Below are 22,853 nucleotides of genomic sequence, written 5' to 3' on the forward strand. Positions count from 1 at the left end.
TTGGATGATGATCTATTTGAGTATTTCCGTAATGATTTAACAAGAGATCTTTTAAAGGAGTTGTTGTTAGAGAATCTTGAAGATCTATCGGTTCAGTTTCATCGCTGGTTACGCGCAATGGGTAAGGCAGAAAGGACAGCTAATAGTTATGTCAGCGCACTTAGGGGTACGATTTCAAATTGGGCTAATGAGGCTGATATATGTAATCAGAATCTAGTTGCTATTCAATCCTATTCAAAGATACATGTTGTAGCAGAACAACTAGCAGAATATAAGGTGTTTAAGGAAAGGAATGCGGTAGGTAATCAGATGTACAGTGCTGCATTGAATAGTTATAAAGATTTTTTGTCAGTTACTTGTCAAACGCAGGTGGCTGAAGATATACAAGATATTATTAGTGACTCATCAATAAATAGTACACAAAAAGCTGTATTGGTAAATACACGGGTAGGGCAAGGCAAGTTTAGAGAGAGTTTAATTAAATATTGGAAAGGCTGTGCGGTAACAGGTTATGCCACAACACAGTTTCTCGTGGCTTCTCATATCAAGCCCTGGCGAAAGGCAGATGATAATGAACGATTAGATCCATATAATGGTTTATTGTTATTGCCAAATATAGATAAGGCCTTTGATCTTGGTTATATCAGCTTTACAGAGAAGGGCAAGATAAAGACCTCTGAGTTTATTGAGGCACCAGAGAAGCTTGGGCTAGACGAAGGCATGGTGGTCGATTTGGCCAAACAGCACCAAGATTATTTAGCTTATCATCGTGAGTGCGTTTTTGAGAAAAGTATTAATTAGCATTTGACACAACCCCTCTCATAAACTAAATTAAAACCAAGCACCGATTTGTCTCAGATTGCAGGTGCTATATAAATGTTGCTAATAGAGAGTTGAAGGAAGAATCCCTGAAACCTGCTTTAGTTAATGCTGAGCGGGTTTTTTAATGTCTGAAAACTATATCGCCGATTTGCTCGACTGATTGCGGGGTGATTAAGAAGTAGATTCCATCATTTACAGTATTTGATGCGGCTCGTAACGGGTGTGTTGATCAGTCTATCGGGGGGATGAATGATGTTGAACCCAGCTTTATCTTGACCCCCCAACCTATATATCAGACCATAGACACCATGCAAGGTTTATTATCCTTGGAAACAATAATATTAGGAGATGTTCCCATGTCTTATACAGAGGACAATATAGCTGAGTTAGATCTGCTGATGCGGTTTGATTTTTCTAATCTACAGGCGGGTATCAAGATTCATAAAACGGCAGACCCTGTTGCGATAGCGGCAGCTCATCGCTTGTTTGAAAAAGGGATTATTGATCAGGATGATGGGGGTTATCTTACCAGTCCTGGTATTCAGGCGGCGGAGCATGCTCAGGCACTTTTTACTCTGCTTAGTGCCTAGCAACAGGGGATAAACTTAAAGTTTGTCCCAATTTACGCGCTGAATTTTGATAAAAGTCATATTAAACAAGCAATAAGCTAACTTCTTGTCCTTGGTCAATTTGTGGTGGCCTGTTATTCGTTAACCTCGTAGCTCATTTTAATTAGCGTATTAGAAATACGCGCCGGAGGTTTTGTATAATGGAGCTACAACATAAGTGCAATGCAGTACCCAGTCCTTTTAGTCTCGATGATGAGGCGTTGTATGAACGCTGGCGTGATCAAAAGCTGGAGGCTTATCCCAAGAGCCTGGGTGATCTGTTGGTTGAGATCAATGATCCCCGTACATTGACTGATAGTGAGCATGCCGCATTATTACAGTGCTGTCGTAAGACGAATATGGCGTTGTATGTGAGTAATACGGGCACAGATCCTGATCCTGAGATTCCTCTGGCAATGGGCCGTCGCTTTGGCCTTAAGAACCTTAATAAAAACTGGTTGGCGGATGAAAGTGGTCTGACTTCATTAACGGTGAAGGATGAGGGTATCCGTCATCATTATATTCCTTTTAGTAATCGTGCGATTAACTGGCATACGGATGGCTATTACAATACCTCTAGCAGGCAGATTTATTCCCTGAACCTGCATGTGATACAGCAGGCCGCTACCGGGGGTGAAAATGCGCTGATGGATCCTGAAATAGCCTATATCCTGCTGCGTGAAAAAAACCCGGATTATATTCATGCCCTGATGAGCCCTAATACCATGGCTATTCCGGCACGTATTGATGAGGGGGGTACGGTGGCTCGTGCGGAAGAGTCTGGCCCAGTCTTTAGTATTATGCCATCGGGGGATCTGCACATGCGTTATACCATACGTGTTAATAATGTTATGTGGGCGGATGACAATCTGAGTCAGAGGGCGCTGTCCTATCTTGAATATATACTTAATAGTAACTCTCCTTATATCTTTCGTGGCCGTCTTGAGTCAGGTATGGGCTTGATAAGTAATAATGTTTTACATGATCGCGCCGCCTTTACCGATGATGAGGACTATAAACGATACTATTATCGTGCGCGTTATTTTGATCGCCTGGCAGGGACAAGTTTTTCCGAATAATCAGTCGCGGAGGCTGAGCAATATTGTCATCCCCGCGTATGCGGGGATCCATCAACTTATTAATTTAGCTATTCATATCATCCTGTGGTATTTTTATTTTCCGAGTATCCTGGATGAATCAAATGAACTATGACCTTGATCTGTTAAAAGAGATTGTGATCCGTGCAGCGCGTGAGGAATTATTGCCGCATTTTGCTGATGTACAACGTAATCTGAAGGCGGATGGTAGTTTTGTCACAGCGGTAGATCTGGCAATGCAGGCACGCATTACTGATGAGCTCAAACAACATTATCCAAACACAGCGATGCTGGGTGAAGAGATGTCAGCGGATGAGCAGCAGGCTCTATTAGAGAACAGTGAATCACTCTGGTGTCTTGATCCTCTGGATGGCACCAGTAATTTTGCTGTCGGCATCCCTTATTATTCGGTCTCACTCGGGCTGATTGAGAAGGGCGTGCCAACCCTGGGTATCATCTATGATCCAACCCGTGATGAGTGTTTTGTGGCGGCTCGGGGGCAGGGTGCCTTTATCAATGGCCGGCCACTCCAGGTCGGGACGGTCGATCTCCCTATGTCAAAGTGTACGGCGCTGGTCGATTACAAACGGTTATCTCCAGAGCTGGCCTTTAATCTGGTGAGTCTGCGGCCTTTTTCCTCACAGCGTAGTTTCGGTTCAATAGCACTGGATTGGTGTTGGTTGGCGGCGAGTCGTGTTCATCTCTATTTACATGGTGAGCAAAGGCTGTGGGATTATGTCGCCGGCCATCTTATCTTTAGCGAGGCAGGGGGGCATTCCTCTACGCTGGCGGGTGAGCCGGTCTATGCCAGGACACTGACACCGCGTTCTTCCGTTGCGGCACTCGATAAACCGAGCTTTGATCAGTGGTATAATTGGCTGATTGATAATGCTGGAAAGAGAAACAATAAATGACAGAATGTATCTTTTGTGACCCTGTTGATGAAAAAAATGTCATACAGAATGATCTTTGTTACGCGCGTTGGTCCAATTATGAGGTGAGTAAGGGGCATATGCTGGTAGTGCCCTTTCGCCATTTGGCGGGTTATTTTGAAGCAACGGATGAAGAGAAGGCGGCGATCTGGGCACTGGTAGATGAGGGTAAGGGACTAATTGATCAGTTGCATCATCCGGATGGTTATAATGTGGGGATTAATATCGGTGAGGCGGCAGGTCAAACCATTATGCACCTGCATGTTCATATTATGCCGCGCTATAAGGGTGATATGGAAGATCCGCGTGGTGGTGTGCGTGGTGTGATTCCAGAGAAGCAAAAATATCACAAGGGCAGTTAATGATGCGACGTTATTTTTTAGTATTATCTATATTGCTAGGTTTATTTTCTCTTTCAGCACAGGCGGCTGAGGATGGCTTAATTACCAAAAAGAGCGCATATACTGTTGCTGAAACCTTGAATCGTCTGGAAAGGGCATTAAAGAAAAAAGGGATTACGGTGGCGATGCGTTGGAATCATGCGGCAAAAGCGAATGCTGTTGATATTCCTGTTCAACCTATGGAGATCCTGATCTTCGGTAATCCAAAAATGGGCAGTCATCTATTCACCTCAAACCCGACCGCAGGTATTGATCTGCCAATGAAGGCGCTTGCCTGGCAGGATGACAAAGGGCATGTCTATTTAAGCTACAATGATCCAGCTTATATTGCAAAACGTCATCACATAAAGGATCGTAAAAACATCTTTAAGAAGATGTCGAAGGCATTAAACAAGCTGAGCAACATGGCAACGGGGAGGCATTGATTCCGATGAAAGCAACAGCAGAATTACAGGTGCTTCCTGTGGGTGATGGTGTCTCTGTTCGGAAACAGATCCTTCGTGTCGTCGAGTTGCTTGAGGGCTATGATTTTATTATTGAGACACATGCCTCGGGTACTAATATTGAAGGTGAGTTAACGGATATCCTCGCTGCGGTTGAGCGGGTGCATGAAATTCTGCATGAGGAAGGTAGTATACGTTTGGTGAGTTATTTAAAAATGGAAACCCGTACGGATAAACCCCCGACCCTGGCGGGTAAGAAATTATAATTTAAGGAGTTTTATTATGCCTTCATTTGATGTGGTATCAGAAGTGGATGAACATGAATTAACGAATGCGGTTGATCAAATCAATCGTGAGGTGACAACGCGTTTTGATTTTAAAGGCAGTGATGCTAAGGTCGAGATGAAAGACAAGGTGATGAGCTTTGATGCCAGTAGTAGTTTTCAGTTGCAGCAGATGCGTGACATTATGGCGAATAAGTTTGCCAAGCGTGGAATTGATAATCGTTGTTTGGATCGTGGTTTGGTTGAAGAGCGTGGTATGCGTGCTTATCAAACGATTACTGTAAAACAGGGGCTTAATCAGGAAGATGCCAAAAAAGTAGTGAAGGCGATTAAGGGATCAAAGATCAAGGTGCAGGCAGCCATTCAGGGTGATCAGGTGCGAGTAACGGGTAAGAAGCGTGATGATCTGCAAGCGGTAATGACGCTGTTAAAATCGGATATTGATCTTCCCTTGCAGTTTAATAACTTTCGGGATTAGCACATGTCATTTGATGATATTGATATCGAAGTCACCCGTAAAAACATCAAGAATCTCTATCTCCGTGTCTCATCACCCGATGGTCTGGTACGAATATCTGCACCCAGGCGTATGCGTCTGGATAATATTCATCGCTTTGTTGCATCAAGGCGAGATTGGATAAAGAAACAGCAGGATAAGGTTCGTTTACAAGCGCGGGAGACAACCAGGGCGTATGTGAATGATGAAATACATTACTTTAGCGGTCAGCCTTATTCTCTAAAGCTTATTGAACATCGCGCGCGTCCCAGGGTTGAGGTTTCTGAACAAACCCTGTCTCTTTATATCCGACCGGATACAGCAACAGAAAAACGCTGTGCGATACTGGATGCCTGGTACAGACAATATTTAACAAAAATAATTTCGGTTATTATTTCAAGATATGAAAGTGATATGGGGGTTAAGGTCTCTGTGTTCGGTGTCAGAAAAATGAAGACCCGCTGGGGCAGTTGTAATACACGAGTGCGGCGTATCTGGTTGAATCTGGAGTTGGCAAAGCGCTCAGCACAGTGTTTGGAATATGTTGTCGTGCATGAGATGGTGCATCTGTTAGAGCCATCTCATAACAAACGCTTTTATGCCTTGATGGATCGCTTCATGCCCGACTGGAAGGTTTATAAGGCAGAGCTGAAAATGCCTAATAAGTTCGAGGCAGGAATTGCCCTTATCTAACAGAGACACGCCGTGAAACCATCCATGGTGGCTCGACAGCCGCGTCCATGCGGCTGACGGTCTCTGTTAGAGAAGGGCAATACCTGCCTCTTGAGTTAAGCTAAAAATACCAGTAACAAACAATAACTGCGGCAATAAAGCCAACGGCATCAGCAATTAGTCCGGCCTGTAGTGCATAGCGGGTCTTGCGTACATTAACGGCACCAAAATAAACCGCGAGTACATAGAGTGTGGTCTCGGTAGAGCCAAACAGGGTGGCGGCGATCTTGACGATGATCGAGTCTTCACCATAGGTCTGAATTAATTCTGCCAGTACGCCAACAGAACCACTGCCGGTCATCGGTCGGATGATCGCCATCGGCAGGGTCTCGGGCGGGATGCCAATAAAATTAAACAAGGGGGCGATGATTCCGATTATCCATTCCATCGCACCACTGGCACGAAACATGGCAATAGCAAACAGCATTGCGACCAGATAGGGGATGATACGCACGGCAGTGCTGAATCCTTCTTTGGCACCATCAACAAATTCCTCATACACGCGTACCTTGTGTAACACGCCATGGCTGACGATAAATAAAATTAACAAGGGAATAATAAGTGTGGTGAGTTGTTGCATTATTTACTGCCCCAACGGGCGTATGCCTTGGCGGTAATAATCGCTGCGGCAGTGGATGCGGTAGTGGCTAGGATGATCGGAACCATCAGTTCACTCACCTGAGTTCCCATCAGTGCAATCAGTGTAACCGGTGGGAGCAGTTGTACGCTGGAGGTGTTGAGTGCCAGAAACATACACATGCTATGGCTGGCGCGATCCTTTTTATCATTCAGTTCCTGTAGTTGTTGCATGGCCTTGATGCCTAATGGGGTGGCGGCATTGCCTAGACCGAGGATATTGGCAGTGAGGTTGAGACTAATGCTACCGAGTGCGGGATGATCTTTGGGGATATCGGGGAATAACCAGTGCAATAGAGGTCGCACTCTTCGAACTAGAATAAGAATCAAGCCACTCTTTTCTGCGATCTGCATTAAGCCTAGCCATAGTGCCATGATACCGGCCAGACCGATGGCGAGTTTAACTGCAAAATCTGCCATATCAAATGCGGCCTGACTGATTGCCCGTAGCTTGATCCAGTGAACCTCGGGCAGGGTGAACTCAATGGTGTTATTTATTTGGTGATGGGTGATTAAGCGGGCACGTAGTTGATCTTTGTTGTTACTGGATTGAAGTGCTGCAATATCCTGCCATTGTGCCGGTAGATCCTGGTTAACATCAATGATGATGCTGGCATAAGTCCCACCTTCTGTAATCTGTGCGGGGATTATTTTTTGATTATAAATAATCCGAATGTCTTGCCGTGTCTCACTGGTTTGATAAGCGAGAGAATAGGTCTTGCCATTGTGGTATGGGTTTGACCACTCATCATTAATGTCACTGGCGAGTGAAAAAATAATACTGATGATAATGAGTCCGGCCCAGATCTTGTTAAGCATAGGGTATATTCTGCTATTGAGTGGTGGGATTCGTCAACAGGTTTATTGGTGCGCAGTGCGCACCCTACGGGAGAAATATTGGGCGTGGTGCATGCCGTATTGCGGGACATGTCTTTGGGTAGGGTGCGTATTACGCACTATTTAATTTTTGTAACCCATGATAGACATGCACCATCCACACTACAGCAATTACTGGTACCAAAAGATTAACTACAGGTGTCAGTGTTAACAGGGTAATCATCAGCCCACCAATATAGGCACTGATTTTATTATTGCTCAATAGATTCTGTGCCTGCGGTTTACCCAGATGATATCCGGCAGCAGTAGTAAAAAATTCACGTCCGAGAAAATAGCTGTTTAACAGGATGGATAAAATAAAACCGATGCCAAAGAAATAAAGCGGCAGGATGAGTATATTAAGAAAGATAGCCCATGCGGTAAAACGCAGGTCATGTAACAGATCGGGCCAGAGGGCGGGTTTTTCCTTGCGCATACGCTCAGGATAAAAGGCTTGTTCAGTACGGTAGATGATGTGCTCCTGAAATAGACCGGATATCAGCACAATAAGCGTGGGCAACATAAACCAGCCAGCAATCCCTAATACACCACCCAGCAGCCACTCAAGCAGGCTATTGATCCAGCTTGTTTCAATAGCCATGTAGTTAATACCGAGTGAGGTGAAACCATAAACCAACAGGCTGATAAAGCTGATTGCCAGGGCAATATTAAACAGGGTGATCTTAATCAAGCTGGCTCGACTAAAACTACTGAGGGTCTTGATGACGGGGAAGATCATGGTGCCTCTCTATGGATAGATCACTTTGGGTAGCCAGGTGGCAAGGATTGGCCAGAAGGATAACATTGCCAACATGCTCAACTGTATCATGATAAAGGGGATGACTCCTTTATAAATCTGCTGGGTACTAACCTCAGGAGGAATCACGCCGCGCAGATAAAACAGGGCAAAGCCAAAGGGCGGTGTGAGAAAAGAGGTTTGCAGGTTGATGGCAATCATGATGCCGAGCCAGACCGGGTCAATGCCCATGCTGAGTAATACCGGGCCGACGATGGGTACGACAACAAAGGTGATCTCGATAAAGTCGAGCACGAAGCCGAGTAGAAACATAATCAGCATAACAATAAACATGGCGCCGAATACACCACCGGGTAGATCAGTGAGTAGATCAGCGACCAGTTCATCGCCACCAAAACCACGAAACACCAGCGAGAATACCGAGGCACCAATCAGGATGAGGAACACCATGCTGGTCACGCGGGTGGTTGTTCGCATGATATCAGTGAGGGTATTGTAGCTGAGTTGTTTGCGTGACAGGGCAATGAGCAGTGCGCCGATGGCACCAACTGCTGCTGCCTCGGTGGGTGTCGCCATGCCGGTGAGGATAGAGCCGAGTACGGCAAGGATTAATAACAGGGGTGGTAGTAACGCCTGACTAATCTGTTGCCACAGGGGCGAGTCATGGGTACTAAGTTCCTGTTTATGATCCGGCATATAGTCGGGTTTGATGTAGGCAACGGCAACCAGATAAATCAGATACAGTGCGACCAGTAATAGACCGGGGATCAAGGCACCGGCAAACAAGTCACCGACAGACAGGGTCTCGGGTGAGAAGATCCCCATATCCAGTTGTGCCTGTTGATAGGCCGATGACAAGACATCACCGAGTAATACCAGAATAATAGAGGGCGGAATAATCTGACCCAGGGTACCGGAGGCGCAGATTGTCCCTGCTGCCAGACTGGGGTTATAGCCATGACGTAACATGGTGGGCATGGATAACAGCCCCATGGTCACCACGGTTGCACCAACAATGCCGGTGCTTGCGGCTAGTAACATACCGACGATGGTGACCGAGATACCCAGCCCGCCACGCATGCGCCCAAATAGAGCCGCCATAGAATCTAACAGGTTTTCTGCAACACGAGAGCGTTCTAGTGTGACACCCATAAAGACAAATAAGGGAACAGCAATCAAGGTCTGATTGGTCATAATGCCAAACAATCGGTTGGGCATGGCGAGCAGGAATGCCGGGTCGAATAGATCCATAGCCAGACCTAACAGCGAGAACCAGAGCGCGGTACCGGCAAGGGTCAGGGCAACGGGGTAGCCTGCCAGAAGTACCAGACAGACGCAGAGGAACATCCATAGCGGCATAAGCTCTTCGATCATGAGTGGCGACTCTTTGCTTCGATATGGGAACGATGTTCTGTAATGGTGACAATCGCCCGTAGGGCCTGGGCGGTGCCTTGAATAATCATCAAGACCGCCATGACCGGGATCGCCGTCTTGAGCAGAAAGACACCGGGTAGACCACCCGCTTCACGCGAGCCTTCATATAAAGACCAGGAGTCTATGACATAACCCAGGCTACTCCATAAGATGAAGCCACAGACTGGAAATAATAAAAACAGGGTGCCGAGCAGATTGACCCAGGCCTTTTTGTGAGCAGGCCAGGGGGCATAAAACACATCAACTCGAACATGCTCATCGTGCTTCAGGGTATAGGCCGCCGCTAGTAGAAATAGACTGGCGTGTAAATAAGTAACGGATTCCTGCATCGCAATCCAGCCGATATTAAAGGCATAACGCAGGATTACGACCGTCACGGTGACAATTACCATGGCGAGGCTAAACCAGGAAACCAGTCGTCCAGTGTATTCGGCAATTTGATCCAGCTGGCTGGCGAGATTTTTCAGCACAAGGGTTATGCTAGATTAGTGGGTTGCTGAATATGACCCAGCAGAATATTTTTATAGACCTGAGGGTCTTTGGTGTGGGTCATCTCGCCTTCGCGTGGAAAGTGATAGTCCTGTAGACGGGACAACCAGAAACGTAAGGCGGCTGCGCGCAGTAGCATCGGCCATGCTGCATTTTCTTCATTAAGGAAGGTGCGCTGTTGAGCATAGGCATGTAACATTGCCTGACTGCGTTGAGTATCTAGAGATCCATTATCCTGGGTACACCAGTCATTCACCGTTATGGCAAGGTCATATAACAGGGTGCCACTACAGGCATAGTAAAAATCAATAATGCCCGTCAGGTGATCACCTTCCCATAGGGCATTATCACGAAAAAGATCGGCATGAATGACCCCATGTGGCAGTGAGGTAAAATTATGTTGGGACTGCGCTTCTATCTCATGCTGAATCAGTTCGGCATCGGCGGTATCCAGTTTGGGTAACAGGCGTGTGCAGGTGCTTGACCACCATGCCGCGCCACGCGGGTTATCACGTTGTGGAACAAATGATTGTCCAACCGTATGCAGGTGGCCGAGTGCTGCGCCAAGAGCTGCGCATTGTTCGGTGTTGGCATGGGTAACGCTGGCACCGCGTAGACGTTGAACCAGAGCCGCTGGTTTTCTCTTGAGTTCACGCAGATATTGGCCGGCATTATCGGCGATAGGGTGAGCACTGGGCACACCATGCTCTGCCAGATGTGCCATCAGATCCAGAAAATAGGGCATCTCCTCGGCACTATGTTCCTCGAACAGGGTGAGGACATAGCGGTCGCTATTGGTGCTGACAAAATAATTAGTATTCTCGATACCATCACTAATACCGGTGTATTCCACCAGTTCTCCAGCGGGATAGGTATCCAGGAATTCAATTAATTCATCTTGGTTGATGGTGGTATAAACAGACATGAGAACCTACCAGCTAAAGATAATCCACTTTGGAATCATGAGCTCGGGATCCAGATCATTGCGTCTTGCATCCAGGTTACCATCACCGTTACTATCGACCAGGTAATAAGGGTAGCCCTTATTTGGTGTGATCTTGATCATGTAGATCTGACCATTAATACGGTACTCCTCGATGAGCTGTTCCTTTTTACGAATAATGGTCACCTCGGGGTTAATCGCACTAGCCTCTTCCTCTGTGAGCATGGGGGGTGGAATGGCAGGTTCCGGGCTCATAACCACATCTGCGATAAGTGGTAAGGGATTGAGGAGTAAAGCTGTGATCAGGAGTCTGTTGCGCATAATATAGGCCTTATAATTCCAGCAGGATTTCCTGCTCACGGGTCGATGGCTCGAAGTCACGTTGTTCGTAATGTTTGAAGATGGCATCCACAATCTCTTGTGGGTCATCAATAATCTGGATGAGATCCAGATCCTTGGCTGAGATCGTGCCCTCGGTTACCAGGGTATTCTTAAACCAGTTGATCAGCCCTTCCCAGAAGGGTGAATGTACTAGAATAATTGGAATACGACGGCTTTTGTTGGTCTGAATCAGGGTCAGTATCTCGGCAAATTCATCGAGGGTACCAAAGCCACCGGGTAGTACAACATAGGCAGAGGCGTATTTTACAAACATGACCTTGCGTGAAAAGAAGTGACGGAAATTCAGCGAGACATCCTGATAAGGGTTGCTGCTCTGTTCCTTCGGGATCTGGATGTTTAGACCGATGCTGGCTGACTTGCCTTGATAGGCACCCTTGTTGGCGGCCTCCATGATGCCCGGCCCACCACCACTGACCACCGAGAAACCCGAGTTGGAGATGAGTTCGGCGATCTCCTCGGCGAGTTTGTAATAGGGGTGATCCTTCGGGGTGCGGGCGGAACCAAAGATGCTGACCGAGGGCTTGATCTGTGACAAGCGTTCAAAGCCCTCAACAAACTCCGCCATAATCTGGAATATTTTCCAGGATTCCCGTGACAGAGTGCTGTCATTGATAGGCTCCAGGGTATGCATAATGGATCTTTTGTGTTCATCAGTCATAGTTCTATTGTAGAGCTTTCAGTGGGTAGGTGGTAGCGGAATTATAGGGCTTCTTTCTGGCTACCTTTGGGGACGGGCACAATGGCAATCTCATCCCCATTCTCCAGGCGGGTGAATAATTCAGCAAAGTGTTTGTTGACGGTAATCTGTACCGCGTTATCGGCAAAAGGTTGTTCCCAGTCCCCACCGCGTTTGCGTAACAGGGCGAGTAGTTCACCGGCCGTCGCCTGCTCTGGTTTTAGCTCAATATCCTCTTCTTCTTTACGCGTGACCTTGATCAAAAGGCGCATAAAATACAGTACCTTGATCTGTATCTTTGTGTCTTCATTTACACTGATAGTACGAGTCAGGCCATATTTTTCCAGTGCAGCCAGATAGGTCGCCCAGTTTACTTCATAATTAAGCGCGAGCTCATACAGGCTACCCCAGGAAAAACCACTGGAGTCATAACCATCATCAAAGTAGATGCGCAGGGCATAGTTGCCTTGCATCTCAATCTTCTCGATATTGACATCAACCTTATTGGCAACCGGCATCTCGTTGGTGACGACCTCGGCTGATTTGCCCTGGGTGCGTAGATATTCACAGGGTAGTTTGAAGTTTTCACCCGACTCATAGGTCAGTTCCAGTAATCGGGATTTTTGATGGAGCTTGATCTCCGTAGGCATTGCTGCTTTAGACATTATTCATTCTCTTTCTTGTTGAGCAGGTTGGCGAGATCTGCAAACGGATTTTGAGTGGCACCAGTGATTTTTTTCTCGCCCAGATTCCTATCCCCGGAGGCCTGATGATCGAGCATGCGGGAGTGTTCATTGTCATGGCAATAGAGGCACAAAAGCTCCCAGTTACTACCATCCTCCGGATTGTTGGAGTGGTTATGGTCACGATGATGCACAGTCAGTTCGCGTGCATTGGCGCGAGTGAACTCGCGCGAACAGCGACCACAGACCCAGGGATACATTCCCATCGCCTTTTCACGGTAGCCCTTGTTGCGTTCATCACGGTGCTGGTGACTATCCGCCACCATCTGATCGAGTTTGCTTGAGCTTGTCTTGTCGTTTGCCATAGTTACAGATTCTTAATAGCAGAATACAACTACATCATCCTGCATACCCATGGTGGCATAACCGGCAGCACCCATTGGTCCGTCCAGCTCGGGGATGCAATCCTCCAGCTCAATATTGTGCATTTCCAGTGACGAGGGGCAGACATACATTTTGACATCGCATTCCTTGGCAATCTGTATCGCCTCATAGACACTAGGGCCACCCTCACGACTAAAGATCGTTTCTGCGACACCTTTTTTTAACAGGCGAGTGCCTTCCATAGTAAAGAGTATCGTGACCTCATCTGAATCCAGTGCGATAGCCGTCATTGCCTGATTAAACGGGGTTTCCAGGCGGGTTGGGGTGTCCGGGCCGCTGGTCAGCATAATTAACATCTTCTTGCCCATGTTGTTCTCCTGTGTGTGGTGCTTGAGTTATGGGATGGATTCTATCAAGGAATGAGGGGCAAGTCTTGTATGCATGTATTCCCGCGCAAGAGCGCAGGGAATGAGAAACTAAATTGTAGGTTGGGTTAGTGAAGCGTAACCCAACGAGATTTATTTTGGTTGCCAACAGGTTACTGAAGATATTGCTTATCCGTCTGAGTAGAGAGGTTTTTTGTTATTTTCCATAAATTTATCGAAGATGGGTGTGCGTCCTGTGGGCTTGAGGATACGGTTAATCTCCAGGATGCAGGCCCTACTGGGTCAGGTGTTTACTTATTCACCCGGCTCTCATACACTGTCAATCATTGCCAAGGCATCTGATAGTAGTGCCTAGATGACACCGTTTAACCTGGATATAATCAGCTTCAATGATATTGCGCCTGTACCTGTCCCGTCTGCTGTATGGTTATTTGTCTTAGGGCTATTGGGCTTATTAACATATATGCGGCGCGCACCCTCTGCGTCGTGATAAACCAAACAGTGTTATCAGGCCACTACCCAATAACCAGACGGCACCCGGTACTGGCACAGTAGAAACCAGCTGCACATCATCAAGCATCATACCTAGATTATCTACCCCCTGATGGGTGAAAGTAATGCCTGTCGATGTTGGGCTGTTCACCGTGATAATAAAGGAAAAAAGCTCGTACGGGTCAAATCCATTTTTTGAAATTTGTGTGCTAAATAAACTGCTCATGGAGACATCAACTACATCCAGGCTTGAATTACGCTGATTCCCTGAAAGTGCAAAAGAAAGTTCGTAAGTGCCTGGAGACAAGTTGAATGTCTGCTTAGTGGAAAAGGTGCCTGCCTGGTTTGATGAGCCATCCAGGTCAACACAACGTCCCGTGTTGCCAACACAGGATAGACTATAACTACCTTGATTAATAAGATCGACTGATCCGCTGGTGATGTCCCAGTTATTGAAGGAGCTATAGTTTAAACCATAACCAGATTCACCTTCGAAGCCATCACTGAATATCACAGTTGCTGAAAAACTGCTGGTTGAGACCATACATAGTAGTGTGCCGAATAGTCTTAAAAAATATTTGTTCATTATCTTTCTCCAAAGATTCTATCAATAGACTTTTATTGCAAATTTTTAAATGCATTACAATGTAGAATAAGCAATTTATATGCCATGATCGTATCTTGTTGTTATTAGTAGGATTGCAAAATCCCTTGAGGTTAAGCAGGAAAGAAGTGTAAAAAAAATCGACATTGTAAGGCGATGTTTATGACTTTCCTGTCAGATCTGAGTTGTTCGGGATAAGGCTATAATTTGCACTAATATCCTGTAACAGACATCATCAGCAGCGCGATAATTAAAAAAACAAGGTGTATTGAGTCCTTTCTGTCGGCCAATGAGGCACTGACCGAGATCTCCATTCCGGAAAATATACGCCTGGAATTAAATGTCGATGGGGTTGTGTATATCGCGGGTGATATACCGGTTGCCTCCTTATCCCTGCACAGTGACACAGACATAACATTTGGTGCATTATATCCCTTGATGCACTTTATTCTGATCATACACAAATCAATACATGCCACCAGTATTTTAGGTGTTAGCACATCAGATGTTACTATCACGGCTACAACTATTGTTCTTGAAGCCGCACAATCGATTGATCTAACGGGTGTCTCTTTTGATGACGGGTAGTATTATTATTGTAGGAGGCGAGAGTGGGGGGTGCTGTAGGAAATGGGGGTGCAGGCTCTATAACTATAGGATCTGGAGGGTCAATTGAAGTTGGTACTGTAACCCCTGTTTTGAATGTAACCCTTGGATCACCTACCCCTTATATTATAAGCAATACTCCCATCTTGAATGGCTCCACCATTACAGTGCCACAGGACACCCCCTATATTGGGATGCTAATGATGGTTTGATGATACAACGTCGCCTTACCGGTGCAAGTGCTGTGACCGCTGGCATACAATTACCCATTGATGTTGGTGGGGCGGGTCTCAATGGTGCGCGCGCCAATGGCTTGAGCTGATTTAATGAGCAAATAGAGTGCCGTTTATTTTGCGCTTGTATTGTAAGTGTAGCTGCCTGAGAATTTCCCTTTTTTATAGTCAATAAAGACTTTGTCAGGAACAAATGATTTCTTGTCCCTTGCTATGGGAAAATCTTCTGATTCGGCACCATCGTCAATATCAGAAATACGACAGGTTTTTGCATAGCGGACTACGTTAAAACAAACCATTAACCCTGTTGTTACCGGGACTGTTTGTAGATCCACCTGTTCTCTAAACCAGATGCGCTTTAATACTAGGCAGCCAAATATTAGATTAATTTCTGCAATGATCGGCTGACTTCGGGCAGATAAAGCCCGCTCGGCCTTTTGGCTGATCTCAATTACTATCTGTTTATCATATAAGCAAATTGAGTGGTTCATATAAATTCCTCATGTTTGATACAAGTGGGGTTTCTTCATGCGCTAATGATATGCTATTAAGGTACAAGTCATCTATTGTGATATTTAAATATCAGGTATATAAAAATGAATAGCATTAACTGGGATGGGTTTCGATATTTTGTCGCAGCGGCAGAAACAGGTAGTCTTTCTGCCGCTGCGAAATCACTGGGCTCTAATCAACCAACTGTTGGTAGGCACGTTAATGCCCTGGAAGCTGCACTTGGAATTAAATTATTTCAGCGTCATGCAAAAGGGTTAACGCTGACACAGGAAGGTGCGTATATTCTGGAACAATCACTATCCATACGTTCATTGGTGGTAAAATCAAAACGAGCCGTGCAGGAAGGAGAAAAGGAAATATGCGGGACAGTCAGGGTTGCCGTTCCTGAGGGCTTATGTATGGAAGTTTTACTACCGGTACTGCCTGAGCTTTATCAGAAGTATCCTGAAATAAATATAACTCTTAATGTATCATCGAGCACGGCTAATCTGACAAGTGGTGATGCAGATATTGCAATTCGATTATTTCGTCCCAGTGATGCCAATCTTGTCGTTAAATATATTGGCAATATGGAGATGGGTTTATACGCATCAAGTGAATATTTGGCGACACATGGAACACCATTAAAAATCCCTGACCTTAAGCATCATCATATAATTGCATATGGCGATGTCCTTTCTTCTTTACCTGAAAATCAGTGGTTGGCAGATCATATAACTCCATCGCGATGCATTTTACGTAGTGATAATACGATGGCACGACTAAAGGCAACATTAATAGGTTTAGGGGTATCGATACAACCACATATATTTTCCAGGATGAACAAGGATCTTAATCCTGTAATCACAGGTGAAGTAATACCTGAACATGAAATATGGCTGGTATATCACAATGATCTTAGGCACAGTGGGCGTGTTCGTGCTGTGATTGATTTCGTGTCAAAGCAATTAGCATTAACACTAAAATAGTAAAATAGAGGCACCGACTTTTTGTTATTCTAGACTGATGAAAAATAAACCCCTGATCCTGATCGATGGTTCGTCTTATCTCTACCGAGCCTTCCACGCTATGCCACCCCTAACCAATTCCCATGGTGAATCCACCGGCACGGTCTATGGTGTTATTAATATGTTGCGTAAGCTGATTACGGAGTATGAGCCGGATCAGATTGCGGTGATATTTGATGCCAGGGGTAAGACCTTTCGTGATGATCTATATCCGGAATATAAGGCCAATCGACCCTCGATGCCGGATGAGCTGGCAGAACAGATCGAACCCATCCATGCCATTATTCGTGCTATGGGTCTGCCGATATTGCAGGTATCGGGGGTGGAGGCGGATGATGTGATTGGCACGCTGGCGCGACAGGCGAGTGCTCGCGGTATTGATACCCTGATCTCTACCGGGGATAAGGATATGGCACAGTTAGTGGATGATCATGTGCATCTGATTAATACCATGACCAATGTGACGCTGGATCGGGCGGGTGTGGTGGAGAAGTTCGGGGTGCCACCGGAACGTATTATTGAGCTGCTGGGGCTGATGGGTGATAGCTCGGATAATATCCCCGGTGTGCCTAAAGTGGGCCCCAAGACGGCAGTGAAGTGGCTGAATCAGTATGGTGATGCCGATACCCTGGTGGCGCATGCGGACGAGATCAAGGGCAAGGTGGGTGAGAGTTTGCGCGCCCATCTGGATGATCTGGCGATGTCACGTGATCTGGCAACCATTCGTTGTGAACTGGATCTGGAGCTGGGTGTTGATGATCTGGCACCTGCTGAAGCGGATAATGAGTCATTGAAGCAGTTGTATGCACGGATGGAGTTTTCCACCTGGTTGCGGGAGATTGTGGGTAGCCTGTCGACACAGGAGCCCAAGGAACCGCTGCGTTATGATGTGGTCGATACCGAGGAACAGCTAAAGGACTGGATCGAGCGTATCAAACAGGCCCCTTATTTTGCGCTGGATACTGAGACTACCAGTCTGGATTATATGCAGGCCGAGATTGTCGGGGTCTCGCTGTCGGTAGAGCCGGGTGAGGCGGCCTATATTCCGTTGGCTCATTTGTATGAGGGGATGCCAGCGCAACTGGATCGTGATGAGGTGCTACAGGCATTGAAGCCGATCCTGGAGGATGAGCGTTATCACAAGCTTGGGCAGCATCTTAAATATGATAAAAATGTGCTGGAAAATCATGGGATTACACTGAGAGGCATCGTGTTTGATACGATGCTGGAGTCCTATGTCGCTGATAGTGCGGCGAATCGGCATAATCTCGATACCTTGGCACTGAAGTATCTGGGTCACAAGATGATCAGCTATACCGATGTGGCAGGTAAGGGTGCGAAACAGCTCAATTTTGCCCAGGTGCCGATTGAACAGGCGGCACCTTATGCGGCTGAGGATGCTGAGGTCGCCCTGCGGTTACATCAATATCTGTGGCCACAAATCGAACAGGAACCGGAGCTCAAGGCTATATTCAGCGAGCTGGAGCTGCCCTTATTATCGGTGTTATCACGTATTGAGCGTACAGGTGTTTTGATTGATACGCAGATGTTGGCGGCACAAAGCAAGGAGATCGCTACAAAGTTAGCAAAGATCGAGATGGAGGCCTATCGGTTGGCGGATGGTCCGTTTAATCTGGCGTCACCCAAGCAGATCCAGGAGATTCTGTATCAGCGTCAGAATCTACCCGTGCTGGCAAAGACCCCCAAGGGTGCTCCCTCTACCGCCGAATCGGTATTGCAGGAGTTGGCACTGGATTATCCGCTACCTAAATTGATCCTTGAATATCGTGCCCTGAGCAAGCTGAAATCCACCTATATTGATAAACTGCCCCAGCAGGTTGATCCTCGTACGGGTCGGGTGCATACCTCTTATCATCAAGCGGTTACGGCGACCGGTCGCCTATCTTCTTCTGATCCTAATCTACAGAATATCCCGGTACGCAGTGAGGAAGGTCGGCGTATTCGACAGGCCTTTATCGCTGCAGAGGGCGCGCGTATTGTGGCGGCCGATTACTCCCAGGTGGAGTTGCGGATCATGGCGCATCTATCGGCAGATGAGGGTCTGTTGACCGCATTCGCTCAGGGCGAGGATATTCACCGTGCCACCGCGAGTGAGGTCTTTGGCTGTAGTGTTGAGGCGGTGACAAAGGAGCAGCGCAGGGCAGCCAAGGCGATTAATTTTGGCCTGATCTATGGTATGTCGGCCTTTGGTCTGGCTAAACAGCTTGATATCCAACGGGGTCAAGCGCAGGAATATATTGATCGCTATTTCCAGCGTTACCCAGGGGTTAAAGCATATATGGAGCGTACCCGTGAGCAGGCGCATGCCGATGGTTATGTCTCCACCGTATTTGGTCGTCGTCTATATCTACCGGAGATTAATGCAAAAAACGGGATGCGTCGGCAACAGGCCGAGCGTGCTGCCATTAATGCGCCAATGCAGGGCACGGCAGCAGATATCATCAAGCGTGCCATGTTGCAGGTGGATCAGTGGGTGTCGACACAGGGCAATGAGGTCAAGTTGCTGATGCAGGTGCATGATGAATTGGTGTTTGAGATTGCTGAACCCAGGTTAGAGGAAGCGGTTGTTGCGATTCGACAGGCGATGGAGTCAGCAGCCCATTTGAGCGTACCACTGATTGTCGATATCGGGGTGGGTAAAAACTGGGATGAGGCACATTAAAAGTGCATTTAACTTATTGTTTTAAATTGAGTTATTTCTTGTTTGAAAATTATTTCAAATAAGTGATTAATTTGACTGGTAATCCGTTAATAGTGGACTATTGTTAAACATAGATGATGTATCCTCCATTCCGGTTTGTAGCCGGATTACTCGCCCGATACCTGCCCCCCTATAGGTATCGGGTTTTCTTTATGTCACGTCAGAGCATGTCATCCCCGGAAGAACCGTGGTCTGTCCCCGGTTTTTCGGTCACCAACCATTGATTCAGTTGTTTTATAGCCTCATCGACACCAGTCTTCTTTAGCGATGAAAATAATTGCACGCTGGCATCGGGATGCAGGGTAGGTAGCAGACGTTTGGCGGCGAGCAGGGAGGCCTTGGCAGGGCCTTTCTTGAGTTTGTCGGACTTGGTGAGGAGGATATGCACTGCCAGACCAGCCTGATGACACCAGAGGATCATTTGTTGATCATATTCGGTTAACGCCCTTCTGGAATCACATAATAAAATCATTCCTTTTAGTGACTTGCGGGTTTCAAGGTATTCACTCAGTGATTTCTCCCAGTTCAGTTTAACGGCTAATGGCACCTTGGCAAAGCCATAACCGGGGAGATCAACGAGACGTATATCCTCATTAACCTGAAAGAAGTTGAGTAACTGCGTACGCCCCGGTGTCTTGCTGGTACGAGCCAGTTTGGTTTGATTGGTGATGGTATTGAGTGCGCTAGATTTGCCTGCATTAGAGCGTCCGGCAAAGGCGACCTCACCACCGATATCGGTAGGAGCCTGGCTGGGTTTTGCGGCACTGGTTAGGAAACTACTTTGGGCATAGATATTTTTCATAAGCTCTATTCTCTATTATTTTACCGGAAACAACAATTCGTAGTATAATTGCCTCCTTAATTGTAGAGTGGTTTTATCGTTATTTATATTCGGTGCAACGAATCCTTGATGGCATCGATAGTTTTGGGAGTTATTGTGGTATGAACAAAATAGCCTTGTCTTTGAGGGTCTTCGGGCTTGCACTTGCGTTTGCCGGTTTTTCAACAGCGGCTTCAGCAGCGGCTGATATTAGCGCGGGTCAGGCTACGGCCGGAGTTTGTGCCGGTTGTCATGGCATGGATGGAAATAGCTTTAACCCTGCATGGCCGAAACTGGCGGCGCAGCATCCGGGTTATCTGGTTAAGCAATTAGCAGATTTTAAGGCCGGTGATCGGACCAATGCGATTATGGCACCGATGGCGATGGGGCTGAGTCCACAGGATATGGAGAATGTCGCCGCTTATTTTGCAGCGCAGAAAAAATCAGCAGGTAATGCAGATGCGTCAGGTACCAGCGTGGGTGAATTGATCTATCGTAGTGGTAACCTGGACTCTGGTGTGACGGCATGTACAGCTTGTCATGGTGCTGATGCTGCGGGTAATCCAGCCGCTGGTTTCCCTGTATTGGGTAGTCAGCATGCGGCTTATACCCAGGCTCAATTAAAGGCCTTTGCCTCGGGTGAGCGTAGTAATGATAGTGCTAAAATGATGCAGATGATTGCATCGAAGCTGACGGATGCTGAGATACAGGCCGTTGCTGCCTATATTGAAGGTCTTAAGTAGCTAGTCATTGGTGCGCAGTGCACACCCTACCCAGGTAGGGTGTGCACTGCGCACCATTCCATTCTGGAGCATCAAAGATCTCTGACAAGCGACTAAAACCCGGGAATGCCAATCGGACCGGGCAGGTCAGGGATGATGGAGCAGGCACTGAGCCAGAGACTTAGCAGAATGATAGATAGTTTATTGATGTTCATATTTTAACGCGCCTGATGGATGGCATGTCCCGTAACACCCAGGGCTGCTTCATGTATTGATTCAGACAGGGTGGGGTGGGCGTGAATGGTGCGGGCGAGGTCTTCACTGCTGGCACAGAATTCTAATGCCAGGGTGGCCTCGGCGATGAGTTCTGAGGCACCGGCGCCAAAGATATGCACACCGAGTAATTGATCGGTATCACGATCAGCTAATAGTTTAACCAGCCCCTCGGGTGCATCCATCGCTCTGGCGCGACCATTGGCAGCAAAGGGAAAACTCCCTGAACGATAAGCAACCCCGGCCTCTTTTAATTCCTCTTCTGTTTTTCCAACCGAGGATAATTCTGGATGGGTGTAGATAACCGAGGGGATGATATCAAGGTTAACCTTTTTTCTCTTGCCACTGGCGATACTCTCGGCCACGATAACACCTTCCTCCGAGCCCTTGTGTGCCAGCATCGGGCCGCGTACGACATCACCAATGGCGTAGACATTCGGGATATTGGTTGCGCAGTATTCGTCGACATTAATAAATCCGCGTTCATCCAGTAGCAGGTTGGCCTCAGCTGCGGCAATGGTCTCTGAATTAGGTCGGCGACCGACAGCGACGACCAGTTGATCAACGGTCAGTTGTTTGTTATCCCCGCCTTGTTCGTATTGTATCTTGACCGAGCGGGATAGGCGTTTGCTGGAGGTGACACGGGCACCGAGCTGGATATCAAGCCCCTGTTTGCGATATTCTCTTAATGCCAGCTTGGCAATCTTTTGATCGACGCTGGGCAGGAACTGTTCCTGTGCTTCCAGAATAGTGACTTCAGATCCCAGACGTTTCCATACGCTACCGAGTTCAAGGCCGATAACACCGGCACCAATAATTCCCAGGCGTTTAGGCACTTTTTTAAAGGCGAGGGCACCACTGGAATCGACAATGTGTTGATTGTCGAGGGGGGCGGCAGCAATCTCAACCGGACGTGAGCCACTGGCAATGATGATGTTTGTTGCCTGCAATATCCCGGCTTTCTTTTTACCATGTGCGGTAAAGGCGACCCGCAGTCCCTCCAGTAATTGTGCGCTACCCTGTAGCCATTCGATCTTGTTGACCTGGAACAGGCTGGAGATACCATCGGTGAGTTGTTGTACAATACCGTCTTTATGGCTTTGCATGGTCTTTAGATCGAGACCCAGTTTGTTGATCTTGAGGCCATGATTGATAAATTCATGTTGTGCACGGTAGTAGAGTTCAGAGGATTCAAGTAGCGCCTTGGATGGAATGCAGCCGGCATTCAGGCAGGTGCCGCCGAGTCGAGCCTGCCCCTTTTCATTCAGCCACTGATCAATACAAGCGATTTTCAGCCCCAGTTGAGCACAACGAATAGCGGCCACATATCCGGCTGGCCCCGCACCAATAACAATGACATCATATTTCATAATGCTTCAT

At 47.1% G+C, this 22,853-nt stretch carries 27 protein-coding genes and 1 pseudogene; 13 read left to right on the forward strand and 15 right to left on the reverse strand.

Annotated elements, in window-relative coordinates:
* The 9 genes from GXP22_11605 to GXP22_11645 all read left to right on the forward strand — a co-directional run.
* A partial coding sequence (locus GXP22_11605; protein NOX10105.1) for an HNH endonuclease occupies positions 1–801 on the forward strand: 801 nt, incomplete at its 5' end.
* Between the two features lie 377 nt (positions 802–1,178).
* A complete protein-coding gene (locus GXP22_11610; GenBank protein NOX10106.1) occupies positions 1,179–1,412 on the forward strand; it encodes a TIGR02647 family protein in 234 nt (77 codons plus the stop codon).
* 179 nt (positions 1,413–1,591) lie between these two features.
* Complete coding sequence (locus GXP22_11615) at positions 1,592–2,509, forward strand: TauD/TfdA family dioxygenase (protein NOX10107.1); 918 nt, start codon at positions 1,592–1,594, stop codon at positions 2,507–2,509.
* Positions 2,510–2,631: 122 nt separating this feature from the next.
* Entirely contained in the window at positions 2,632–3,441 is an 810-nt protein-coding gene (locus GXP22_11620; GenBank protein ID NOX10108.1) for an inositol monophosphatase family protein, read from the forward strand.
* Complete coding sequence (locus tag GXP22_11625; GenBank protein ID NOX10109.1) at positions 3,438–3,821, forward strand: HIT family protein; 384 nt, start codon at positions 3,438–3,440, stop codon at positions 3,819–3,821. The genes GXP22_11620 and GXP22_11625 overlap by 4 nt, the downstream gene beginning before the upstream one ends.
* Positions 3,822–3,823: 2 nt before the next feature.
* On the forward strand, positions 3,824–4,285 hold the full coding sequence (locus GXP22_11630; protein NOX10110.1) for a DUF302 domain-containing protein: 462 nt from the start codon (positions 3,824–3,826) through the stop codon (positions 4,283–4,285).
* A 5-nt stretch (positions 4,286–4,290) separates the two neighbouring features.
* Positions 4,291–4,569 carry an MTH1187 family thiamine-binding protein gene (locus GXP22_11635; GenBank protein NOX10111.1) on the forward strand — a complete coding sequence of 93 codons (279 nt, stop codon included), beginning with the start codon at positions 4,291–4,293 and terminating at the stop codon, positions 4,567–4,569.
* A gap of 16 nt (positions 4,570–4,585) precedes the next feature.
* A complete protein-coding gene (locus GXP22_11640) occupies positions 4,586–5,065 on the forward strand; it encodes a YajQ family cyclic di-GMP-binding protein (protein NOX10112.1) in 480 nt (159 codons plus the stop codon).
* Between the two features lie 3 nt (positions 5,066–5,068).
* Positions 5,069–5,776, forward strand: a complete 708-nt coding sequence (locus GXP22_11645) for a M48 family metallopeptidase (GenBank protein ID NOX10113.1) — start codon at positions 5,069–5,071, stop codon at positions 5,774–5,776.
* A gap of 100 nt (positions 5,777–5,876) precedes the next feature.
* On the opposite strand, the gene GXP22_11650 is transcribed toward GXP22_11645, so the two are convergent.
* The 11 genes and pseudogenes from GXP22_11650 to GXP22_11700 all read right to left on the reverse strand — a co-directional run bounded on the left by GXP22_11650 (position 5,877) and on the right by GXP22_11700 (position 13,463).
* Positions 5,877–6,395, reverse strand: a complete 519-nt coding sequence (locus GXP22_11650; GenBank protein NOX10114.1) for a spore maturation protein — start codon at positions 6,393–6,395, stop codon at positions 5,877–5,879.
* Positions 6,395–6,871 (reverse strand): nucleoside recognition protein, encoded by a 477-nt coding sequence (locus GXP22_11655; GenBank protein NOX10115.1) that lies wholly within the window; start codon positions 6,869–6,871, stop codon positions 6,395–6,397. Before GXP22_11655 ends, GXP22_11650 begins: the two co-directional genes overlap by 1 nt.
* A gap of 529 nt (positions 6,872–7,400) precedes the next feature.
* Positions 7,401–8,066 carry a hypothetical protein gene (locus GXP22_11660; protein NOX10116.1) on the reverse strand — a complete coding sequence of 222 codons (666 nt, stop codon included), beginning with the start codon at positions 8,064–8,066 and terminating at the stop codon, positions 7,401–7,403.
* Between the two features lie 9 nt (positions 8,067–8,075).
* Positions 8,076–9,458 carry a TRAP transporter large permease subunit gene (locus GXP22_11665; protein NOX10117.1) on the reverse strand — a complete coding sequence of 461 codons (1,383 nt, stop codon included), beginning with the start codon at positions 9,456–9,458 and terminating at the stop codon, positions 8,076–8,078.
* Complete coding sequence (locus GXP22_11670; GenBank protein NOX10118.1) at positions 9,455–9,910, reverse strand: TRAP transporter small permease subunit; 456 nt, start codon at positions 9,908–9,910, stop codon at positions 9,455–9,457. The genes GXP22_11665 and GXP22_11670 overlap by 4 nt, the downstream gene beginning before the upstream one ends.
* An 83-nt stretch (positions 9,911–9,993) precedes the next feature.
* The gene (locus GXP22_11675) at positions 9,994–10,932 is read right to left on the reverse strand and encodes a homoserine kinase (protein NOX10119.1); all 939 of its coding nucleotides are present in this window, start codon (positions 10,930–10,932) and stop codon (positions 9,994–9,996) included.
* A 6-nt stretch (positions 10,933–10,938) separates the two neighbouring features.
* Positions 10,939–11,274, reverse strand: coding sequence for a DUF2782 domain-containing protein (locus GXP22_11680; GenBank protein NOX10120.1), 336 nt, complete (start codon positions 11,272–11,274; stop codon positions 10,939–10,941).
* Positions 11,275–11,281: 7 nt separating this feature from the next.
* Positions 11,282–11,983: a TIGR00730 family Rossman fold protein gene (locus tag GXP22_11685; protein NOX10121.1), complete on the reverse strand. Its 702-nt coding sequence runs from the start codon at positions 11,981–11,983 to the stop codon at positions 11,282–11,284.
* Between the two features lie 365 nt (positions 11,984–12,348).
* Positions 12,349–12,696 (reverse strand): annotated as a pseudogene (locus tag GXP22_11690) (DUF971 domain-containing protein).
* Complete coding sequence (locus GXP22_11695) at positions 12,693–13,076, reverse strand: HNH nuclease family protein (GenBank protein ID NOX10122.1); 384 nt, start codon at positions 13,074–13,076, stop codon at positions 12,693–12,695. The pseudogene GXP22_11690 and the gene GXP22_11695 overlap by 4 nt, the downstream one beginning before the upstream one ends.
* A 12-nt stretch (positions 13,077–13,088) precedes the next feature.
* A complete protein-coding gene (locus GXP22_11700; GenBank protein ID NOX10123.1) occupies positions 13,089–13,463 on the reverse strand; it encodes a hypothetical protein in 375 nt (124 codons plus the stop codon).
* 373 nt (positions 13,464–13,836) lie between these two features.
* On the opposite strand from GXP22_11700, the gene GXP22_11705 reads away from it, so the two are divergent.
* Complete coding sequence (locus GXP22_11705; protein ID NOX10124.1) at positions 13,837–13,971, forward strand: PEP-CTERM sorting domain-containing protein; 135 nt, start codon at positions 13,837–13,839, stop codon at positions 13,969–13,971.
* On the opposite strand, the gene GXP22_11710 is transcribed toward GXP22_11705, so the two are convergent.
* Positions 13,936–14,559 (reverse strand): PEP-CTERM sorting domain-containing protein, encoded by a 624-nt coding sequence (locus GXP22_11710; protein NOX10125.1) that lies wholly within the window; start codon positions 14,557–14,559, stop codon positions 13,936–13,938. The genes GXP22_11705 and GXP22_11710 overlap by 36 nt on opposite strands.
* A 970-nt stretch (positions 14,560–15,529) precedes the next feature.
* Entirely contained in the window at positions 15,530–15,907 is a 378-nt protein-coding gene (locus GXP22_11715; GenBank protein NOX10126.1) for a hypothetical protein, read from the reverse strand.
* A gap of 105 nt (positions 15,908–16,012) precedes the next feature.
* On the opposite strand from GXP22_11715, the gene GXP22_11720 reads away from it, so the two are divergent.
* Positions 16,013–16,897, forward strand: coding sequence for a LysR family transcriptional regulator (locus GXP22_11720; GenBank protein ID NOX10127.1), 885 nt, complete (start codon positions 16,013–16,015; stop codon positions 16,895–16,897).
* Positions 16,898–16,931: 34 nt separating this feature from the next.
* A complete protein-coding gene (gene polA / locus GXP22_11725; protein ID NOX10128.1) occupies positions 16,932–19,619 on the forward strand; it encodes a DNA polymerase I in 2,688 nt (895 codons plus the stop codon).
* A gap of 199 nt (positions 19,620–19,818) precedes the next feature.
* On the opposite strand, the gene GXP22_11730 is transcribed toward polA, so the two are convergent.
* Positions 19,819–20,460 (reverse strand): YihA family ribosome biogenesis GTP-binding protein, encoded by a 642-nt coding sequence (locus GXP22_11730; protein ID NOX10129.1) that lies wholly within the window; start codon positions 20,458–20,460, stop codon positions 19,819–19,821.
* Positions 20,461–20,600: 140 nt separating this feature from the next.
* On the opposite strand from GXP22_11730, the gene GXP22_11735 reads away from it, so the two are divergent.
* Positions 20,601–21,221, forward strand: coding sequence for a cytochrome c4 (locus tag GXP22_11735; GenBank protein NOX10130.1), 621 nt, complete (start codon positions 20,601–20,603; stop codon positions 21,219–21,221).
* A 197-nt stretch (positions 21,222–21,418) separates the two neighbouring features.
* Here GXP22_11735 and lpdA read toward each other — a convergent pair whose 3' ends face one another.
* On the reverse strand, positions 21,419–22,843 hold the full coding sequence (gene lpdA, locus GXP22_11740) for a dihydrolipoyl dehydrogenase (protein ID NOX10131.1): 1,425 nt from the start codon (positions 22,841–22,843) through the stop codon (positions 21,419–21,421).
* Between the last annotated feature and the right edge of the window lie 10 nt (positions 22,844–22,853).

The organism is Gammaproteobacteria bacterium (genome assembly GCA_013151035.1).
GTDB lineage: Bacteria > Pseudomonadota > Gammaproteobacteria > JAADJB01 > JAADJB01 > JAADJB01.